This is a genomic window from Nocardia gipuzkoensis, assembly GCF_021183645.1.
GTDB classification, from domain to species: Bacteria; Actinomycetota; Actinomycetes; order Mycobacteriales; family Mycobacteriaceae; genus Nocardia; species Nocardia abscessus.
Window position 1 is genome coordinate 7,972,392 of sequence record NZ_CP089225.1, and the last position, 18,251, is coordinate 7,990,642.

General features: G+C 66.7%; 17 protein-coding genes and 1 pseudogene. 10 read left to right on the forward strand and 8 right to left on the reverse strand.

All coding sequences use genetic code 11. The features are described 5' to 3' along the window. Nucleotides 1-36: 36 nt before the first annotated feature. Nucleotides 37-327 (reverse strand): hypothetical protein, encoded by a 291-nt coding sequence (locus tag LTT66_RS36330; RefSeq protein ID WP_233062961.1) that lies wholly within the window; start codon nucleotides 325-327, stop codon nucleotides 37-39. Between the two features lie 202 nt (nucleotides 328-529). Between LTT66_RS36330 and LTT66_RS36335 the strand changes: the two genes are divergently transcribed. The 7 genes and pseudogenes from LTT66_RS36335 to LTT66_RS36365 all read left to right on the forward strand — a co-directional run bounded on the left by LTT66_RS36335 (nucleotide 530) and on the right by LTT66_RS36365 (nucleotide 6,256). Beyond that, nucleotides 530-1,270, forward strand: coding sequence for an ABC transporter ATP-binding protein (locus tag LTT66_RS36335; protein ID WP_233062962.1), 741 nt, complete (start codon nucleotides 530-532; stop codon nucleotides 1,268-1,270). Further along, entirely contained in the window at nucleotides 1,267-2,598 is a 1,332-nt protein-coding gene (locus LTT66_RS36340) for a hypothetical protein (RefSeq protein WP_233062964.1), read from the forward strand. Before LTT66_RS36335 ends, LTT66_RS36340 begins: the two co-directional genes overlap by 4 nt. Before the next feature lie 23 nt (nucleotides 2,599-2,621). Further along, nucleotides 2,622-3,221, forward strand: coding sequence for a hypothetical protein (locus LTT66_RS36345; protein WP_233062965.1), 600 nt, complete (start codon nucleotides 2,622-2,624; stop codon nucleotides 3,219-3,221). A gap of 294 nt (nucleotides 3,222-3,515) precedes the next feature. Further along, nucleotides 3,516-3,848, forward strand: coding sequence for a hypothetical protein (locus LTT66_RS36350; RefSeq protein ID WP_233062966.1), 333 nt, complete (start codon nucleotides 3,516-3,518; stop codon nucleotides 3,846-3,848). Nucleotides 3,849-3,913: 65 nt separating this feature from the next. After that, nucleotides 3,914-4,348 (forward strand): hypothetical protein, encoded by a 435-nt coding sequence (locus tag LTT66_RS36355; protein WP_233062967.1) that lies wholly within the window; start codon nucleotides 3,914-3,916, stop codon nucleotides 4,346-4,348. 237 nt (nucleotides 4,349-4,585) lie between these two features. Further along, nucleotides 4,586-5,383, forward strand: a pseudogene (gene cysC, locus LTT66_RS36360) (adenylyl-sulfate kinase); the annotation flags it as partial. Between the two features lie 369 nt (nucleotides 5,384-5,752). Next, nucleotides 5,753-6,256 carry a helix-turn-helix domain-containing protein gene (locus LTT66_RS36365; protein ID WP_233062968.1) on the forward strand — a complete coding sequence of 168 codons (504 nt, stop codon included), beginning with the start codon at nucleotides 5,753-5,755 and terminating at the stop codon, nucleotides 6,254-6,256. A gap of 15 nt (nucleotides 6,257-6,271) precedes the next feature. Here LTT66_RS36365 and LTT66_RS36370 read toward each other — a convergent pair whose 3' ends face one another. From LTT66_RS36370 to LTT66_RS36395, 6 genes are all read right to left on the reverse strand, one after another. Continuing rightward, complete coding sequence (locus LTT66_RS36370; protein ID WP_233062969.1) at nucleotides 6,272-7,204, reverse strand: FAD-dependent oxidoreductase; 933 nt, start codon at nucleotides 7,202-7,204, stop codon at nucleotides 6,272-6,274. Nucleotides 7,205-7,265: 61 nt separating this feature from the next. Next, nucleotides 7,266-8,402 carry a hypothetical protein gene (locus LTT66_RS36375; RefSeq protein ID WP_233062970.1) on the reverse strand — a complete coding sequence of 379 codons (1,137 nt, stop codon included), beginning with the start codon at nucleotides 8,400-8,402 and terminating at the stop codon, nucleotides 7,266-7,268. Then, on the reverse strand, nucleotides 8,399-8,803 hold the full coding sequence (locus tag LTT66_RS36380; protein ID WP_233062971.1) for a hypothetical protein: 405 nt from the start codon (nucleotides 8,801-8,803) through the stop codon (nucleotides 8,399-8,401). The genes LTT66_RS36375 and LTT66_RS36380 overlap by 4 nt, the downstream gene beginning before the upstream one ends. A gap of 509 nt (nucleotides 8,804-9,312) precedes the next feature. Next, nucleotides 9,313-10,248 carry an NAD-dependent epimerase/dehydratase family protein gene (locus LTT66_RS36385; protein ID WP_233062973.1) on the reverse strand — a complete coding sequence of 312 codons (936 nt, stop codon included), beginning with the start codon at nucleotides 10,246-10,248 and terminating at the stop codon, nucleotides 9,313-9,315. A gap of 4 nt (nucleotides 10,249-10,252) precedes the next feature. Beyond that, nucleotides 10,253-10,642, reverse strand: coding sequence for a hypothetical protein (locus LTT66_RS36390; RefSeq protein WP_233062974.1), 390 nt, complete (start codon nucleotides 10,640-10,642; stop codon nucleotides 10,253-10,255). 208 nt (nucleotides 10,643-10,850) lie between these two features. Further along, nucleotides 10,851-11,789, reverse strand: a complete 939-nt coding sequence (locus tag LTT66_RS36395; protein ID WP_233062975.1) for a LysR family transcriptional regulator — start codon at nucleotides 11,787-11,789, stop codon at nucleotides 10,851-10,853. A 75-nt stretch (nucleotides 11,790-11,864) separates the two neighbouring features. On the opposite strand from LTT66_RS36395, the gene LTT66_RS36400 reads away from it, so the two are divergent. Further along, nucleotides 11,865-13,409, forward strand: a complete 1,545-nt coding sequence (locus LTT66_RS36400) for an MFS transporter (protein WP_233062976.1) — start codon at nucleotides 11,865-11,867, stop codon at nucleotides 13,407-13,409. 140 nt (nucleotides 13,410-13,549) lie between these two features. After that, a complete protein-coding gene (locus LTT66_RS36405; protein ID WP_233062977.1) occupies nucleotides 13,550-14,008 on the forward strand; it encodes a hypothetical protein in 459 nt (152 codons plus the stop codon). A gap of 14 nt (nucleotides 14,009-14,022) precedes the next feature. Here LTT66_RS36405 and LTT66_RS36410 read toward each other — a convergent pair whose 3' ends face one another. Further along, nucleotides 14,023-15,180 carry an epoxide hydrolase family protein gene (locus tag LTT66_RS36410; protein ID WP_233062978.1) on the reverse strand — a complete coding sequence of 386 codons (1,158 nt, stop codon included), beginning with the start codon at nucleotides 15,178-15,180 and terminating at the stop codon, nucleotides 14,023-14,025. 181 nt (nucleotides 15,181-15,361) lie between these two features. Between LTT66_RS36410 and LTT66_RS36415 the strand changes: the two genes are divergently transcribed. Continuing rightward, nucleotides 15,362-18,199, forward strand: a complete 2,838-nt coding sequence (locus LTT66_RS36415; protein WP_233062979.1) for a helix-turn-helix transcriptional regulator — start codon at nucleotides 15,362-15,364, stop codon at nucleotides 18,197-18,199. Nucleotides 18,200-18,251 lie beyond the last annotated feature (52 nt).

An 18,251-nucleotide genomic window follows, 5' to 3' on the forward strand; every position in this document is an offset into this window, starting at 1 on the left:
GCGTCAGCCTGAGCGGCACGGCAGTCGGCGGCCGGTTCAGCGGACGATATCCGCGCTCGGAACGATGTACCGGGTGCGGTCGGTGTTGTGCGGCTCCGCTTTGAGATCGACCACCGTCGAGTCACCGACCTGTTCGACGAGGTCCACGCCGATCTCGACGGGCACCGGGTAGGCCGAGTCCGACCGCAAGTCGTCGGGCGCGCCGAAGATCCACACTTTGTCGATCAAGCTGTGCGTCACACCGTCAGCGTCGGTGAACTCGACCTCGATGACGCCCGGCTGAGTATCCGACACCCATCGAACGGCGTTCCCCCATATCATGGCCATTTGATCAGTATGCCAGCGATCCGCCGCGGCAGGAACGGCGAACGCTCCGGCCGGTCGCCGTGTGGCACCAGCAGCCGGCCAGCGGATCTCCGATCACAGCTACCGAGCTGTAATGCTCTCGTCTCGGTTGTTCATCCGGAATTCGTTGGGTATCGTGCTTTCAGCGAATCGCGGGGGGTTGTATGGGGGATAGTGTGCAATCATGAGCTTGTTGATCAACGATGTGAGCTTCTCCTATGGAGCTCGATCGGTGCTGCGCGGCGTGACGTGGGAGCTCGAGCAGGGTGTGACGATGCTCCTGGGCTCCAACGGCGCAGGCAAGTCGACATTGCTCGGACTGGTCGCAACCAAGTTCGCTCTGACGGCCGGCAGCATCACCGATGACGGACGTTCTTGGTCCGACCCAAGCGATCTCGAAGCCATCCGGCGTCGCATCGGGTGGGTGCCACAAGCATTGGACATGGATCGCGCGATGCGTGTGCGCGATTTCGTGTCCTACTGCGGATGGTTACGCGGCATGTCCAGTCGGCTATCAGTCGCGGCAGCAAGCCGAGCGCTGGAGCGGATGGATCTTGGAGCGCGCGCGAACGACCGGATTCGGGATCTGTCCGGGGGGATGCAACGCCGGGCGCTGATCGCGGCGGGGATCGTGCATTCACCGTCGATTCTTATCCTCGACGAACCGACAGCTGGGCTGGACCCGAAACATCGCCATTCCCTGAACACCATGATCCGTGACTACGGCCGCGAAGGTGCTGTCGTCTTGGTATCCACCCACATCTCCGAGGACACCGAAGCAGCGGACGAGGTCGGCATCATTAGCGACGGACTATTGGTTGCCAACGACACACCGGCTGATCTCCGAGCAACTTACGGTTCGATCGCGCAGGCATACATGGAACTGGCATCCGACGAGGAAGACACTGGAGCGGTCTCCGCGTGAGAAATCTCGCAACTTACCTAACAGGTGGACGCCCGATTCCCGCATCGGCGACCCTTGCGCTGTTTGCGCTGTCTCTCGCCTTCATGCAAATCGCCGACCCCATGGAACAATTCAGTGGGTACTGGCCCGGTATCGATGTCTCTGCCGCGAGCCGCACCCTGATGGTCGGCGTGGGAGTCGCCGCTATCTCGGCGTGGGTATCGCAACGATGGCCGCTCCGACTTCGCATGGAGGCATCCGCGCGAAGCGGATTGCAGATCGCACTGCGTGACCTGATCCGCCTGTACACGGTGGTCATCGCCCTTTTCTTCATCGACTACGCGATTCTCGTCGTCTACCGATTCACCGGTGATGGCGCCGGATCTCCGAAAATTTCGGTCGTGGTCGATGGTGCGGTATGGCTTTTGTTCTGCGTTACGGTGGGATGGACAGTCGGCACCGTGGTACGCAAGGCTGCCGCGGTCTTCATCGCGATGGCTGCCATGCTGTTACTGTCGGTGGGATCGGTCATGGCCAATGACGGGCATATCGGTTTTCCGTTGCTGGCCGGTCGGCAACTGGCCTCGCTGCCATCGTATGCCGTCGAGCTGTCGCCGGATTCCGCGGTGACAATTGCCGGTGTCCTCACCACTTTCCTCGTCGTGGTCTCGATCCTCGCCGCAACGACCCTGCGCCGACGTTCGTGGGCAACCACCGGTGCGGCACTAGCGGTCGCAGTCGTACTCCCGATCGCAGCCTCGGTAGTCACAGGCGGGAATGCCTGGCTCCAACCTCGGGCCGCCGCGGCCGAACCCATCTGTGTCGGCATAGAATTGCAGGTGTGCTCTTGGGCAGAGGACACTCAGCGGCTGGCCGCATTGGAACATGCGCTGCCCCGACTTATCACGGCCATGCGGAACACGGGCTACCCACCCCCTCGACGACTCAGCGTATCCGGCGCGACCCCCGACGCTACGGCGAAGATCTGCCCGTTCCGCACGGTGCAGGAAGGTATCGTCAACATACTGGGTCGGGTGCCGGTGGAAAGCACTTCATGTATCGGCTCGGACCAGTTGAAACAATGCCCCGGCGATGCCCCACTTCGGGCGGACTTCCTGGCCCTGACCCAGATATACATGCGATGGCTCACCAATTTTCCGCTCGAGGCGGACGGCATGGTCTCACGCTACAGCGATGGAAGACCAACGGATGAGTACGTTGCCGCTGAGCGTGTGAGCGGTTGGCCGCTGGAAAACCAGTTCGCTTATATGTCGAAAGCATATCGAGCCATCGTGGACTGCGACACCACATCGGTGCCCAGCCTGCTCGAAAGCGCCGGGCATCGGTGATGCCACTCGGCCAGTACCTCCGCATGCGAACGACGATCGATGCCGCACCATTCGTCATCGCGTGTTTCCCGCTGATCGCACTTGCGAATCAGCAAATACCGAGGCTGTACGGGCTGGAACACGGCGTCGGCATCAGTCCTGCGCGCCTCGTTCCGATCATCCTGTCCGGAGCGTTGATCGTCGCCACAGGCTCGCGCCTCGGCGAATCGCATGAACACACGATATCCAGCAAACGGTTTGTGCGCGAACGCGCGCAAGTCGTGTCTCTAGCAGTCGCTCTGGCAGCACCGATAATCTGCGCGATCCGTCTGCAGGGGATCCCCCTGGTAGGCGTCATACGCGCAGGCTTCGACACCTCGCTCTTCTTCGGAATCGGCCTGTTGGCTTGCGTATATCTGCCCAGGCTGGTGGCACTGGCATTATGCATGATCACATCGTGGTCTATCCAGACGCTGCCGTGGTGGTGGACTTTTTCGCCGGGAACGTGGACTGACATGAGGGGGTTCACCACACCCCTCGCCCTCGGATTGATATCGTTGCTCACGTTCATTCTCGGCTCCATTTTATGGCTCACTCAGGTGCCGCGAGCTCACTCCACGCTCTGGGAGCGTTGGGCACACTAGACAATGCCTTCAGTGTCTTCGAGTGGCTCTGCGACTGGAATGCTCAAAAAATCCCGCCTCCGCAAATGACAGCGGCTCGAATACGGACGGCGCAGAGATTCCGGGTCCCAGCTTCGATCGAGCGGACACTTATTCGAAAACGTTGGTCCACAACATATTTCGATTGACAGTCACCCGGCCCTACGATACCGTCAGTTCGGCGCTCTCGTCGGGGCGCTTCAACTGGGAGGGTTTACGGGGGGTTCGCCGATGATCGACCTTCTGCGTAAACGTCACACGTAAAGGCGGGCATTGATGAAAGCCATCAGTACTATTGCGGTCTTCTGCAGTATCGCCGCACTGGCATTCGGGGGCGAAGCAGCTACGGCGCCCGAGGCTGTCGCACAGCCGGTTCCATCACCGTTCGAGTGCAAGTCGGATCGCAAGAGCGACACCGACATAGAGGTGCGGTGCTACAACCTGAGCTCCGAAAGAACCTACCGCATCAGGGTTTCGATTGACTGCTCATATCAGCCAGACCCGAGCCATGTGTTCACCATTTCGAGGAATGACGACGCTCGGGTCACGCTGTCGTGCACGAAGCCGGGCAGCGCACGCGGCACATTCAAATACGAGGTCATCCAATGAGCAGTGGATTCCCACCCCTGCACAGACACGGCCAATACCACGTAACCGAGGATCGGCTGGATTAGATGATTCCGAAAATCCTTTCGACGATCCTACTTCTCGTCGCCTTCGTCTCCACCGGAGCGGCACAAGGCCCCGCCCTGGCGACACCGGGTGTAGACGGACCACCCTTCGTAGCGGCTGGTGGATACTACCCTGTCGGTCTGGGTTACTACCGTGGCGGGTCCAGCTTGGAGCCCAGGGACATGGACGTGAAAATACGGGACGGCCTGGTACAAGTGACCCATGGTGTATCGATCCACCGGGACGCCTCGAAGGTCGAACGCTTCGGTGGAGCGTACGCGGTGATGAGCATCCCCTCGACACTGAGGATCACCCAGCGTGAAAATGGTCGGGACAAACAACACTTCGAGATCGCTCCCGCCGAACCGATGACCTTCGAGAATTACAAGGCCGAACTCCGACGTGTCGAGCTTAGGCTCGCCCAGCGCGTGGGTTGATATGCGGTCGGGCCGGTTCCGTTCATCGGTACCGACCCGTCCCGACCCGGCCCGGCCAGATCGGATGCGTTGTACACGTTCATTCATCCAGGTGTATGCGAATCCGGCCCTCTTGGACCATGGATCGGAAAAGCCGCGGCGGACGGTCAGGAAGCTTCCGGCCACTGAGCGATCCACCACGGTGCCAGAGTCGCAAATCCTCCGCCGAGACACGTGCAGCCGATCCGGGCCGAGGTGCGCTCCCTGGACTACCGACTGGACGTCAACACCCTGCACCGTGACGAGCACGCGGAGTCGTTGTCGCTCAATGAGATCGGCCGCGTCCAGCTGCGCACCCGCCAACCTCTGCTGTTCGACCCCTACCGGCGCAACCGCGCCACGGGCAGCTTCATCCTCGTCGACGACACCACCAACAACACCGTCGCCGCGGGCATGATCACCGGCCCGAGCCTGCCGTCCTCCCGGGTGGTCTGGCACTCCACCGCCGTCGAGCGCGACGAGCGCGGCACCCGCGGCCTGACGGTCTGGCTGACCGGCCTGTCCGGCTCCGGAAAGTCCACCGTAGCCGTGGAACTGGAGCGCAGATTGGTGGCCGCGGGCCGCCCGGCATTCCTCCTCGACGGTGACAACCTGCGTCACGGCCTCAACTCGGATCTCGGCTTCAGCCCCGCCGACCGCGAAGAGAACGTCCGGCGCGTCGGCGAAGTGGCGAAACTGTTCGCCGACGCCGGTGTGGTCGCGGTGGTGTCGCTGATCAGTCCCTACCGCGCCGACCGTGACCGTGTTCGCGCCGCCCACGAGGCGGCGGGCATCCCGTTCCTGGAAGTGTTCGTCGACACGCCACTGGCGGTCTGCGAAGCCCGCGACCCCAAGGGCATGTACGCCAAGGCCCGCGCGGGCGAGATCCGCGGCTTCACCGGCATCGATGACCCCTACGAAGCGCCGACCGACGCCGAAATCGTGCTACGCCCCGACCATGGCGACCCGGCATCGATGGCGGCGACGATCATCGCGCGGCTGACCCGGTTGGATTGATCCGAGGTCCCGATCACGCGCTGCGACGCGCGGACTTGCCCGCGCAGTGCATCCCGCTCCGGGGGGCGCGGAGCGGGACGCACTGGCGGACCAGCGGTTCCGGTCAGCGGAGTTCCGGCGACCACGTGTACCCGATGTCGAGTTGGTGCGAAATGCCAACGCCGGCTTCGTGGATCGGCTATCCCCTCCACAGTCGATACACGAAGCCGGCTCTCGGTGACATCTCCGTAGTCGGTTCGGATACGAGCGAAGAGCGATAGGATCTGATTGTAAAGCGCTAGATCACTAACCGGTGCGCTCGGATCCTTTTCCGCCGGATACCATGCTTGCACGGGGACGGGCCGAATCAGGAGGTTGGTGGCACAGGTCGTGTCTGACGACGCAGATGACATCAGCGGTGAGCCGACGGAGGACGCCGGTCCCATCGCGCGACACCTCAATCGGGTGATCGCCGCCGCCCAGCAGCGGGATGCACGAGGCTACTCCAACAAGGACATCGCCGAGCGCTCGACCGCGCTGGGCTATCCACTGAGTCCGGCCCAGGTCTCGCACATCCGGCTCGGACGTGTCCGCAATCCCAGTTTCCGCACCATCGAGGGGATTTCCGTGGCACTGGGCGTCGACGTGCGCGAATTCCTGGACGGCACCGCCGCACAGCAGGCCGGTATCGAATCGCGGCTGGCCGCGGAGCTGTCCGAGGCGGGCGTGGCGGCGATCGGCTTCCGCCTGTCCGAACTGAGCACTTTGAACGAGCTCGGCAGGTCGACGTTCGGCACCATAGTCGGCAACATCCTGCGCGATCTCCAGCAGCACGAACTCTATCGCCGACCAGCTGCTACGGGGGACGAGGAAAATCCCGGTCCCCCTGACTGACCACTATCGCGCGTGTCAGAGTCGCAGATCCGCCGCTGAAACTCGCGGCGCGGAGCCCGGGCGATAGGTCGCTTGCGCTATCGGGCGGCGAACTTCCGTATAGGACTCCAGGGCCGCGGCAATGGAGTCCGCACTGCGCAGTGTCTTCGCCAAGACGATCGCATCCTCGATGGCGGAAGTCGCGCCCCGCCCCGCCGCCGGTGACACAGCGTGCGCCGCATCGCCGATCAGGACGGTATCCGCGTTGTGCCAATTCCCCTCGGGTTCGAGTTCGTACAGGGCGATCGGCGCGCTCACCTCGGAACGCTCCAGCACCTCGACCACCGGGGTGGCCCGCAGTGCCCCGAGGAACACGTCGGGGTCGACCGTCGCGGCCGCGGGCGCGACGTTTCGCCTGCTGAACCAGAACGATCCATCGCGGTCGTCCCCCACATACCCCGCTACCCCCTCCGGGTGCGACCAGAAGTGCAGCACGTTCGTCGGTAGCCCACGCACCGGAACCGGGCAATGTCCGTATCGGATCAGTTGGCCGGTGTAGGTGGGCTCCCGGGAATCACCGAGAATGCGCCGAGTGGCCGAACGAGCACCGTCCGCGCCGACCAGCAGATCACCCGTGCGTTCGCCGGGGTCGGCCCGAGTTCCGTAGTCGCACGGAATGTCCGCTTGTTCCAGACCTTCTCGTAACAAGGCCAGCAGGTCCTTGCGCCACACATGGGTACTGGGCCAGCGATGACCGGGCTCGGTGCGGGCGAAGGATCCGGTCCGCCCGGTGAGCATGTCGACCGTGCTGACGCTGACTACCGGGAATCCGGCCGCCCTGACCTTCTCGCCCAGACCGAGCTGGTCGAGCGCGGTCGACGCCGCGGGGCCGAGGGTGACCCACCCGCCCACCTCGGCGGTGCGCGCCGCGGTCTCATAGACCTGGACGCGGGCACCGACTTTCGTCATCGCCAGAGCCGCGCATGCCCCTCCGATACCGCAGCCGATGACCTCCGCTCGAAACATCCGGTCACACCTTCGCCGTGGGCCGAACCCAATTACGACGCACCCGAACCATGTTCTCCCCCAGGTCGGCCGCCAAGGCCACGAGCAGTTTTCGGTCCGCATCGAACGTATCAGCCTGGTCCACGGCCGCGCGGCGCGGCTCGCCGTACAGCACCGGCCGCTCGCGATTGGCCGCGGCGACGCGTTGCAGTTCGCGCGCGTACCCGGAGACCGTTGCGGTCGACGTGGGGTCGATCTGGGGGCTGAGCAGCATCAGGGCATCACGGATGTCGACCATCATCGCCTGACGCCGTTCCATGATGGCCGCCAGCGGCTCCCGGACACGGAACCCGGGCATCCGCCGTTCCGGAAGGAATCGGGTGATCACGCCGACCGCGAAACGCCACAGCCGCCACAGCAGCAGAACGTCGCGCAATGCCCCGAGGCCGAGAACCACAGCTCGGATACGCATCACCAAGCCATACCAGGACACACCCAGGAGGAAGATGAGCTGCCCGAGATAGACCTCCCACCGCCCCAGCACGACGAGCGCTCGCGGCGGCCGCGCCGACACCGCGTAATACCCGAGCTGGACGGTGAAGGTCACGGTGGCGGCCAGCATCAACACCGCGCCTATCGCCGCGAGCATGATTCCGTGCGCCGGCGTCCCCGACAGCAATCGCAGATAGGCGAAGCAGTAGAAAACGATCAGCATCCCGGTCGGCACCGTGATCACTTTCTCCCCGAGATTGAACCCGACCACGGCCGGGTCGGCGAATCCATAGGGTTTCGCGTCGGGGCCCGCGACGACAGCGCACACGGCCAGGACGACGATCGACGCGACCAGCGGAATACCGAGGGCGAGCAGGATCCTCCTCGTCTGCGCGGTGTGCCGTGCGGCCAGCACGAAGAACGCTACGACGCACACCTTGGACCCGATCAGCAGGACGGTGCCGACGAATTCGTATCCCATCGCGGTCAGCAACCACGGGTCGGACCGGTCCTGCACGTACTCGCCGAAGGCGTATCCCGAGGCGAGGAAGAAGAAGGCCCCCACCACCGCGAGCAGAGCAACGTCCTTGTTCCGGCGATACTGACTCGCCTTCCAGAGCATGGCCGCGGCGAATGCCGCGATGAGCCAGCCGTGCGGAATGTAGATCACAGCCAGCCCATTCTCTCCTGCAGCGGCAGAGAAAGATCCTCGGCCCGCTGTAAGGGACGCAGCGCACGCTGCCGATCGAGCACCCTGCCCACCTGATAGGCCCACCGCGCGAGCAGGTTCGCCGTGTCCTCCGCCTCCCACTCCATCTTCGGAGACATCGCCGAATGGCGATGCACGCTGTCGGCCTCGTAGTGCCCGGCGATGATGTGGCCGAACTCGTGCCCGATCCCGTGGTCCTGATGCCACGCGGGCGTCGCCTTCTGATACGCGATGACATAGGTGTCGGGCGGCGCCGAGAGCTTCAGCGTGATCGCGAAGAAGCAATCGACCGGCAGCAACCTCTCTTGCAGAAGCACCGTCGCGCCGGTGAATTCGCAATAGCGCTCGATCAGCTGGCGCATGGTCAGCAATTCGCGTACCTGCATGCGTTGCAGCAGCAGCCGAGTGCGATGTTCGATCTCCCGCACCATCGCAGGGGTCGGGACGAAGCGGGTTCCTCCGTCTCGCGAGCTTCCGGCTTGCTCCGCCGTGTCGTCACCTGCGCGTCTCGCGCGCCCGCGCCATACGGAACCCATCAGACGTCACACTCCGCAACCCGCCCCACCGCCCGACCTTCGGCAACCGGTCTGTCGAACAGCACGAAAACGATGCCGAGCGCCGCGCCTGACCGATCGTTGCGGTCAGAGAACCCCCGTGCCCGGCCGGTTCGGCGTTCAAAGTACCATCACCGCCGCCGAACGGCATCGAATCACACCGGGAGAACGGGGAGTTCGCGTCGGCTCGGTCGCCATGCCTGACGTCGCCTCGTCGGACGCGACACAGCGTCCCTCGACTGAGCGAGCCTGCGAGGTTTCGCCCATCAGCATTGACGAGGTCGGGCGTTCGCCGAGCAGTGGCGCGAGGCGCCGGATCAGCGTTCGGCCGGGTCGGGTGCGGCGCCGAGAGCGGACAAGCCCTCGCGATACGTCGGGTAGGCCGGGGACCAGCCGAGCTCTCGCTCCGCCTTGCCCGTGTCGAGCCGGATTCGGCTGCCCACCAGCAGGGCGTGCAGATAGGGCGTCGCCCGCAGCAGCCATCCCGGGATACGGCGCGGCGGAGGGGCATCGGCCGCGGCCGCGAGAGTGTCGAGGTAGTCGCCCATATCGACCGGCTCCCGGTCGGCGATGTTGTACGCCTCGCCGGACCGGCCGCGCGCCAAAGCAGCGAGCGTCGCGGAGGCGGCGTCGGCGATGTGGATCGGGTGCAGTGTCCCGGGTTCGCGCGGTACCGGCAGCCTGCGGCGGCGGAGGCTGTCCATCATCCCGAAGGTCGCCGGTTCCGGTCCGTAGAACAGCCCGTAGCGCAGTGCGATACCGCCGTATCCGAGCACCTGTTCCTCGTTGGACCGCAGCGATCGCATGTGGGTGTCGAATGGGCCGTGCCCGAGGGGCGCGAAAGGACGCTCCTCGCTGAGCGGAGCGGGGCCGTGGTCACACCAGCCGTAGCCGAGGAAGAACGACTGTGTCACGAATTGCCGGGCGCCGACGGTCTCCGCTGCCCGCAGCAGATTACGGGTGCCCTTGTCGCGCAGCGCATCGGTGGCATACAGGTCCCGATGCCGGATCGGTGTCCGGGTGAGCGCGGTGGCCTGGTGGACCACCGCGTCCGCACGCAGACCCGCGACGGCGGTGCGTAGCGCACCGGCATCCAGGATGTCCGCGAGCACCGGACGAACACCGGACGCGGTGAGCCGCCGGGCGCCGGCGGCGGTTCGGGTGAGGCCGAGCACGGTATGGCCGGACGACAGCAGCTGTGGGATCAAAGCGGAGCTGATCGTGCCGGTCGCGCCGGCGAGCAGGATTTTCACGGTTTCACCTCGAGATCGTGGCGGATGTCTTCCGCGTACGCAGTTCACGCAGGCGGATGACGAGGCCCACGGCGGCGACGGCCGAGAACAGCAGCAGAAGCCAGGTATCGGAGGCATGCCCGCCGCCCTCGTCTACGGCGTGGTTCGCCGCGTGCAGGGTGTTGGTGACAACGAACCCGCCCAACACCACGGACACGACATCGCGCCACGCCAGGGCGGCGATCATCATCAGCCCGATGCCGATCTGGAAGACGCCCGCGTCGTGCAGGAAATGCTCGTGCTCGGGCCAATTGGCCCACTCGGCGAAACCGGCCGGGTCGATGCGGCACCAGATTCCGATACCCAGCATCGATGCCCCTGCCACCAGCGTGACGACGGTGACCGAGCGATTCATGGTTGCCTCCTTCTCAGGCCGCGAACGCGGTACTGCACTGGAGACGAGGAAGGCCGGAGGGATGTGATGGGTAGTCGCGTGTGATCTGAGCGACATATCACCGGAGAAAGCTGTTCGGAGGTATAGCGGTGGGCGTCGGCCCGCGGCTGAGCAGGATCATGGCCGGTAGTCATCCTTGGAACCCGGCCTGATCAGCTGCGACGCATCCTCATTCGGCCGAACGATCAGACCCGCCGGGGTTGTCGACGGACGGCGCGCAGAGTGTGTTCCGGATCGTCTCGCGTAACCAGCGCTGTGCCGGGTCGGCATCCAGCCGCGCGTGCCAGAGCAGTCGCACTTCGAGTTCCGGTAGGGCCGCGGGGATGGGAAACCAGCGAATGCCCAGGGTCCGGCCGTACTGTTCGGCGAGGCGCTGCGGGACGAGTCCGACATAACGGCTGGAGGAGACCAGCAGCGCCGCGACGGCGAAGGTCGGCACGACGGCGGCGACGTGGCGTTGCAGGCCCGCCGCGTCGAGCGCATCGTCGAGTGGTCCGCGCGCGCGGCCACGGCGGGAGGCCGAGACGTGCGGATGCCCGCACAGCTGCCGCAACGTCGGGCGGCGGTGCCTGCCGAGCGCGCTGTCGGCGCGGACGATGCCGACCATCCGTTCGCGATACAGCACGGCCGTCCGGATATCGGGAGCCGCGAAGTCGCCGACGCCGATGTCGAGATCGACCGAACCGTCGCGGAGGGCCTCGGCGCTTTCGCTGCCCTCTGTCACGAAGCGCAGGACCACGCCGGGTGCGGCGGCGGCCGTGGCCTCCACCGCCGCCGTCGCCAGCGTCGCCGCCACGCCGTCGTTGATACGAATCGTGAAGGTGCGCTCGAGCTCGGCGATCGTGACCTCGCGGTCGGCGCTGATCAGTGCCGACGCTTCATCGAGCAGTGACCGCACGCGCGGCGCGGTGCGCAGCGCGAACGGTGTCGGAGCCATCCCCCGACCGGCACGCACCAGGATCGGGTCGTTCATCGCTCGGCGTAACCGGCCCAGTGCCCGGCTGGTCGCGGGGATCGACAGATGCAGGCGCTCGGATGCCGCCGTCACACTGCCTTCCCGCAGCAGCGCGTCGAACACGCGCAGCAGATTCAGGTCGAGCTCGGACATAGTTGCATTGTAGGCAAGTCTTGGTTGCTGAAGTTGCGTGGCGCGGAAGACGACGAGGTACCTACCGTCGGGGCCATGCCATTCAATGTCCTGACACGCGATCGCGATCCGTCGTCCCGAGACCTCTCACCCCGTCTCGCCGCACCGGGCGGCCTGCTCGTACTTATGTGCGCCTGCGTCGTGCTCGTCGTGGGGATGGTGGCCGCGATCAACCTCGCCGTCCCGATGCTCGCCGCGAGCGCACTGCACCCGTCCGCGTCGGCGCTGGTCTGGATCGTGGACACCTATGTGATCGTCTTCGCCTGCCTCGTCATCCCGGGCGGAGCCGCCGGTGATCGCTTCGGACGCAAAGGAGTTCTGCTGGTCGGTCTGGCGCTGTTCGCGGTGGGCGCGCTGATCTCGGCGATCGCGCCGAACGTCGCCCTGCTCCTGGCGGGGCGTGCGATCACCGGTGTCGGCGCTGCCGCCGTGCTACCCAATACGCTTTCCGTCCTGCTGCATGCCGTTCCCGCCGAACGCAAAGGTGCGACGATCGCCACGTGGGCGTCGATGACGGGCATCGGCGGAGTCGTCGGCAACGTCGGCGGTGGGGCGATCCTGTCGGGCGGATCATGGCGTTGGCTGTTCGCCGCCGCCGCGCCGATCGCGCTGGTTCTCGCCGCGCTCGTAGGACGGGTCGCGCCGGTGTCGCCGCGCCATGACCGCCGACTGGACCCGCTCGGCGCGGCGCTGCTCGTCGGCGCGTCGGTCGCGCTGCTGCTGGGCATCGTCCAGGGACCGGAAGCGGGCTGGGACAGCGCGGTCGTCATCGCCGGGTTCGTCTGCGCCGCTGGGCTGTTGATCGTCTGGACGATTGTCGAGCTGAAAGTCGAGCATCCGCTGCTCGATCCCCGGTTGTTCCGGCTCCCTGGCCTGCGCAGCGCCTGTCTGGGCATGACGACGGTCTTCTTCGGCATGTTCGCGCTGTTCTACGTCAACGCGTCGTTCCTGCAATACGGCAAGGGATTCGGCGTGCTGCTGACCGGCCTCGGCATCGTCCCGCTGACCGTCCCGATCATTCTCGGCGCACGACACGTCGGACGCCTGTCCCAGCGCATCGGCCTTGACGCGACCATCGGACTGGCGTTCGGGTTCGTCGGCTGCGGACTGCTCGGACTGTCCACGAGCGGCACCCAGACGCCCTACCTCGCATACGCCGCATGGCTTGTCGTAACCGGAATCGGTGTGACGCTGGCGCTACCGACACTGTCCGGAGCCATCGCCGGTTCGCTGCCGCCCGATCAGGCCGGGGTCGGAGCCGGATTACAGGCCACCACCCGCGAATTCGGTAGCGCCTTGGGCGTCGCCGTCATCGGCACGGTGCTCACGGCACGGTTCGTCGCCGCGCTACCGCCGGACATCCGCGCGAGCCACGACCCGCACACCGTGGCCCACGCCCTGGCCACCACCGCACCTGACCGCGCCCACGACGTCGTCACCGCGTTCGTCTCGGGCACGGAGGCCGGACTGCGGGTGGTCGGCGTGACCGTGCTCGCCCTCGGTGCACTCGTCGTACTGCAGTCACTGCTGTCCCGGCGTGCGGACGCGTCGTCACCTGATCCAGCCGATCACACCGGGTGACGCGCCGGGCACGACCAGCCACGGTTTCCGATGACCGGCGTGAATGCGAGACCGTGGCCGTCCGATCGCCACGTCACCGCCGTAGGCGTATCAGTGGACGAGATCCGCGCGCGGCGGCTACGACCGATCCGCGAGGCCACTTGAAATCCGGTCTCGCCGCCGCCCGCGCGGGGAGGCGCGATCTTGCCGACGAACACCTCGCCGAAGCGCGGGAGACCGCCCATCGCATCGGCGGGGATCGTGACGATTACCGGCTGTGCTTCGGCGTCACGAATGTCGACATCTGGTCGGTCGGGCTGGCTGTCGAGATGATGGACGGCACCGAAGCGGTGAAGCGCGCGGAGCGCGTACATTTCCCGACTACGACGCCCCGTGAACGTGCGGGCCACCACTACATCGACCTGGCCCGTGGGCACCTGCTCCACGGCGACCGCACGAAAGCCTTTGCCTCCCTGCGCAAGGCCAAGCAGATCGCGGCTACGCAAACCCGCTATCACCCCATGGTTCACGAGACCATCCGTGTCCTCGCCCGCAACGACGCAAGGAGCAACGAAAGCGTGCGTGGTTTTGCCGCCTGGTGCGGCATCGATCGCGCCTGAGCGGCGAGACTGATTCAGCGGAGCGTGCGGAAGAACTCGCGGATGTCGCCGATCAGCAGGTCCGGCACCTCCAGCGCCGGGAAATGCCCGCCGGAGTAGAACTCCGACCAGTGGGTGATGGTGTGCGCACGTTCGGCGAAGCGGCGGATGGCGTAGTCGCCGTCCTTGAATACCGCCACGCCGGTGGGCACGGTGCCCTTCGGTTTCGGGGCGAACATGGTCGCATCGTGGAAGCGCTCGTAGTAGAGGTTGGCGACGCTGCGGGCGGTGTCGGTGAACCAGTAGATGCTCACCGTGGTCAGCAGGCGATCGATGTCGACAGCCTGTTCGGGCAGGTCGTGGGACTGATCGGTCCACTCGCGGTACTTCTCCACGATCCAGCCGAGCTGGCCGGCCGGAGAATCGGCGAGCAACTGGGCGATGGTGTCCGGGCGTGAGCCCTTCAATTTCATGTAGGCCGAGCCGTCGTCTTGGAACTTCTTCATCGCGCCGAGCCGAGCCTTTTCCGCGTCGGTGAGCGCGGCCATGTCGGCGGGGTCACCGGTGGGGAAGGTGACCAGCGCGTTGACGTGCACACCGAGGACGTGCTCGGTGTCGATCCGCCCCAAGGCCGGGGCGATGAAGGCGCCGTGGTCGCCGCCGTGCACGCCGTAGCGGTCGTAGCCGAGGCGGGCCATGAGCTCGGCGAGCGCTGCGGCGATCCGGCCGTCGTTCCAGCCGGTCTCGGTGATCGGGCCGGAGAAACCGTGGCCGGGCAGCGACGGGATGACCAGGTGGAAGGCGGGGGCGTCGGGATTGCCGTGGGCGGCCGGGGCGGTGAGCGGACCGATCACATCGCGGAAGTCGGCCACCGAACTGGGCCAACCGTGCAGCAGTAGCAACGGGGTGGCGTAGTCCTGGGCCGAGCGCACGTGCAGGAAGTGCACGTTCTGTCCGGCGACGGTGGTGGTGAACTGCGGATAGGCGTTCAGCTCGGCCTCCACCGCGCGCCAGTCGAACTTCTCGGCCCAGTAGCCGGCCAGGTCCTTCAGGTAGGCAGTCGGCACACCACGTTCCCAGCCGGTACCGGGCAGATCGTCGATCCAACGGGTGCGGGTCAGGCGCAGGCGCAGATCGTCCAGGTCAGCCTGCTGGATGTCGATACGGAAGGGGCGGATCTCGGTGTTGGTCATGCCAGTGATACTTCGGGTAAAGAGGGGGTCGGCGAATCACGAGAATTCGTTATTCCGCAGGCGGCTCCCCTCGGCACCGGACCCGCGAGTGGCGCACCACTGCGGCATCGGCCGAGAAGAACTCTCGGTGGTGCGCCACTCGCGGCTGGCGCCGAGCGCGCGGTACGGGCATGATCGCGCCGTGGTCAGCCTTCCCGTATGCGGCGCCTTCGTGGGGCGGGCCGCCGAACTCGCGGCATTGCAGGACGCCTATCGGGATCCGGCGGTACATACCGTGCTGGTCGGCGGTGAAGCGGGCATCGGCAAGTCCCGCCTGGTCGCGGAGTTCACGACGCGGCTCGGCGCCCGCACGGCGGTATTGTCCGGACGGTGTCCGGAGTTCGGCGCGAAGGGGCTGCCGTTCACACCTTTCGTGGCGGTCATGCGGGCACTCCTGCGAGAGGAGGGCGTGGACGGACTCGCGGCGCTGCTTCCGATCTCCGAACCCGCGCTGACGCGCTGGCTTCCCGAACTGGCCGCGCGGGCGGGCGCGGCGGAGCCCGAAACCGACCGGATCCGGTTGTTCGGTGAGATCCTGACCGTGCTGGAGCGGTTCTCGATGACCAAACCCCTGGTGGTGGTGCTGGAAGATCTGCAGTGGGCCGACGAGGCCGGCCTGGAACTGCTCGCTTTCCTGGTGGCGAACCTCGCCGGAGGGGATCTGTTCTTGGTCGGCACCTACCGGCCTGCCGATTCCGGACCGCTGCGCAAGCTGGTCGCGGGCCTGCGCCGCGACGAGGGTGTCCGCCTGCTCACTCCGCCGCCGCTGACCAGGCACGAGGTGGGCAGGCAGCTGGCCGCGCTGCGCGGCGGGGAGCCGGAACCAGGGACGATCGCGCGAGTCTTCGAGCGCAGCAAGGGCATTCCGCTGTTCGTCGAGGCACTCGGTCCGGCACCTGAGGCCACGCCCGCCGAGCTGTCGGAGCTGCTGCTCGGGTACCTGTCCGACCTGCCCGATCAGGCCGCATCGGTGCTGCGGCTCGCGGCGGCGGCCGGGTCACCGGTCCGGCACTCGCTGCTGGCCGCCGCCTCCGATCTCGGCGAGGACGCGCTCAACGCGGCCTTGCACAAGCTGGTCGGCCAGCAGCTACTGGTGCCCACCGAGACCGGCTACGAGTTCCGCCACGTCCTCATCCGCGATGCCGTCTACGGCCACCTCCTACCGGCCGAACGAAAAAGACTGCACGCCATAATTTCCCGCGCATTGCTCGGGTTCCGGAGCCGCGACTCGGACCGCTGCCCCTCCGGCGAGCTGGCCCACCACACGTATGCCGCCGGTGAGCTGCCGCTGGCGCTCGAGGCCGCGTGGGATGCCGCGGCGAACGCGCAAAGCGTCGGCGCACAACGCGTGCAGGTGCGGTACCTGGACCAGGTGCTCGAACTGTGGGATCGAGTGCCGGAAGCGGCGCGCCGGGTGGACGCCGACCGGATCGACGTCGTAGAAGCAGTGGTGGCGGCGTGCTATCGCGGCGGCGTCGTCGAGCGGGGGATCGCGGCGGCCGACGAGGCGCTGTCGGCCCTCGATGCGGCGACCGACCCGGAGCGCGCCGCCCGGCTGCATCACTACCGTGCCGGACTGCGCAATCAGAGCAGCGGCGGTGGCGAAGACGACCTGCTCGCGGCGCTGGCATACCTCCCGCCGGACCGGCCGGCCCTGCTGCGCGGCGAGGTGCTCGCCGAACTCGCCGCCGCGCGCGTGTTCAGCGGTGCGGCGGCTGCCGCCGAGAACGATGCGCGCGCCGCCGTCGAAGTGGCCGAACAGCTCGGGGCCGGGCCGCTGGCCGCGCGCGCCTATGCGTATCTGGGGCTGGCGACCGCGGATCGCCGGGAAGTCGCCATGGCGCATTTCGAACGGGCGCACGCCGCCGCGAAGACCGCTGGGGATCCGGGGACGCTGCTGACGGTGGTGCTGTGGGAATCGGCGCTGCTGGTGTCGGCAGGCGCCAACGAGGCCGCCATCGCCACGATCCAGCAGGGACTGCGGGCCGCGCACGAGACCTACCGATTCGCCGAGGCCGCACCGATCCTGCTGGTGAAATGGGCCCAGGCGCTCACCGCCCTCGGTCGATGGAACGAGGCACTCGATCTCATCGATGAATCGCTGACCGAGCGGTTGCCGCCGTTGAGCACCGCCGCGCTGCTGCTGTGCCATGCCGGAATCATGCTGGCGCGTGGTGACGTGGACGCCGCGGCCACGAGCGCGGCAACCGCGCAGCCCTTGCTCGGAGATCGCAAGTGGGCCCGGCAGTATCAGATCCAGCTGCACACCGTGCAAACCGAGATCACCCGCGCGGCGGGCAACCCGCAGCGCGCCGCCGAGATCGGCGCGGCGACGCTGGCCGCCGACGATCTGACCGCGCACCATCACGAGGCGTGGGCACTGGCCGACGCGGTCGCCCGAACGCGTTGCGCGCCGATGGTTCTCGGCTCCGTCACGGCAAAGCTGCCGGTGACCACCGCGGTCGACGCCGCGTATCGGTATTCCTGCCACGCGGTGCGCAGTGGCCGTGCCGCCGACTGGGCCGCGGCGGTGTCTTCCTGGCGAACCCTGCGTCAGCCGTACGAGCTGGCGCGCAGCCTGCTCGAATCCGGCGAAGCGGAACTGGCCGCGGGCGATCGCGCGGCGGCGCGCGACGCACTGCGGTCCGTTCTCGAGCTTGCGGACGAATTGGCGGCGGCGCCACTCGCCCAGCAAGCAAGGCAGCTCGCCGACCGCGCCGGAATCGTTCTCGCCGAAGTCGGGGACCGGTCGGCTAGGGCCCAGCCCGCGACCACCGCGGGCCTCACCCCGCGAGAGCTCGACGTGCTGCGGCTGGTGTCGACAGGCGCGAGCAACCGTCAGATCGGGGCCGAGCTGTTCATCAGCGCCAACACCGCGGGCGTGCACGTCTCGCGCATCCTCACCAAGCTCGGCGCGTCCAGTCGCACCGAGGCGGCGGCGACCGCGCGGGAACGCGGATTGCTGGGGTCCGCGGGATGAGCGCCGATCGGGAGCACCGGGCGGCGCGGTCACGCTGGAGTTCGTCGGCCTG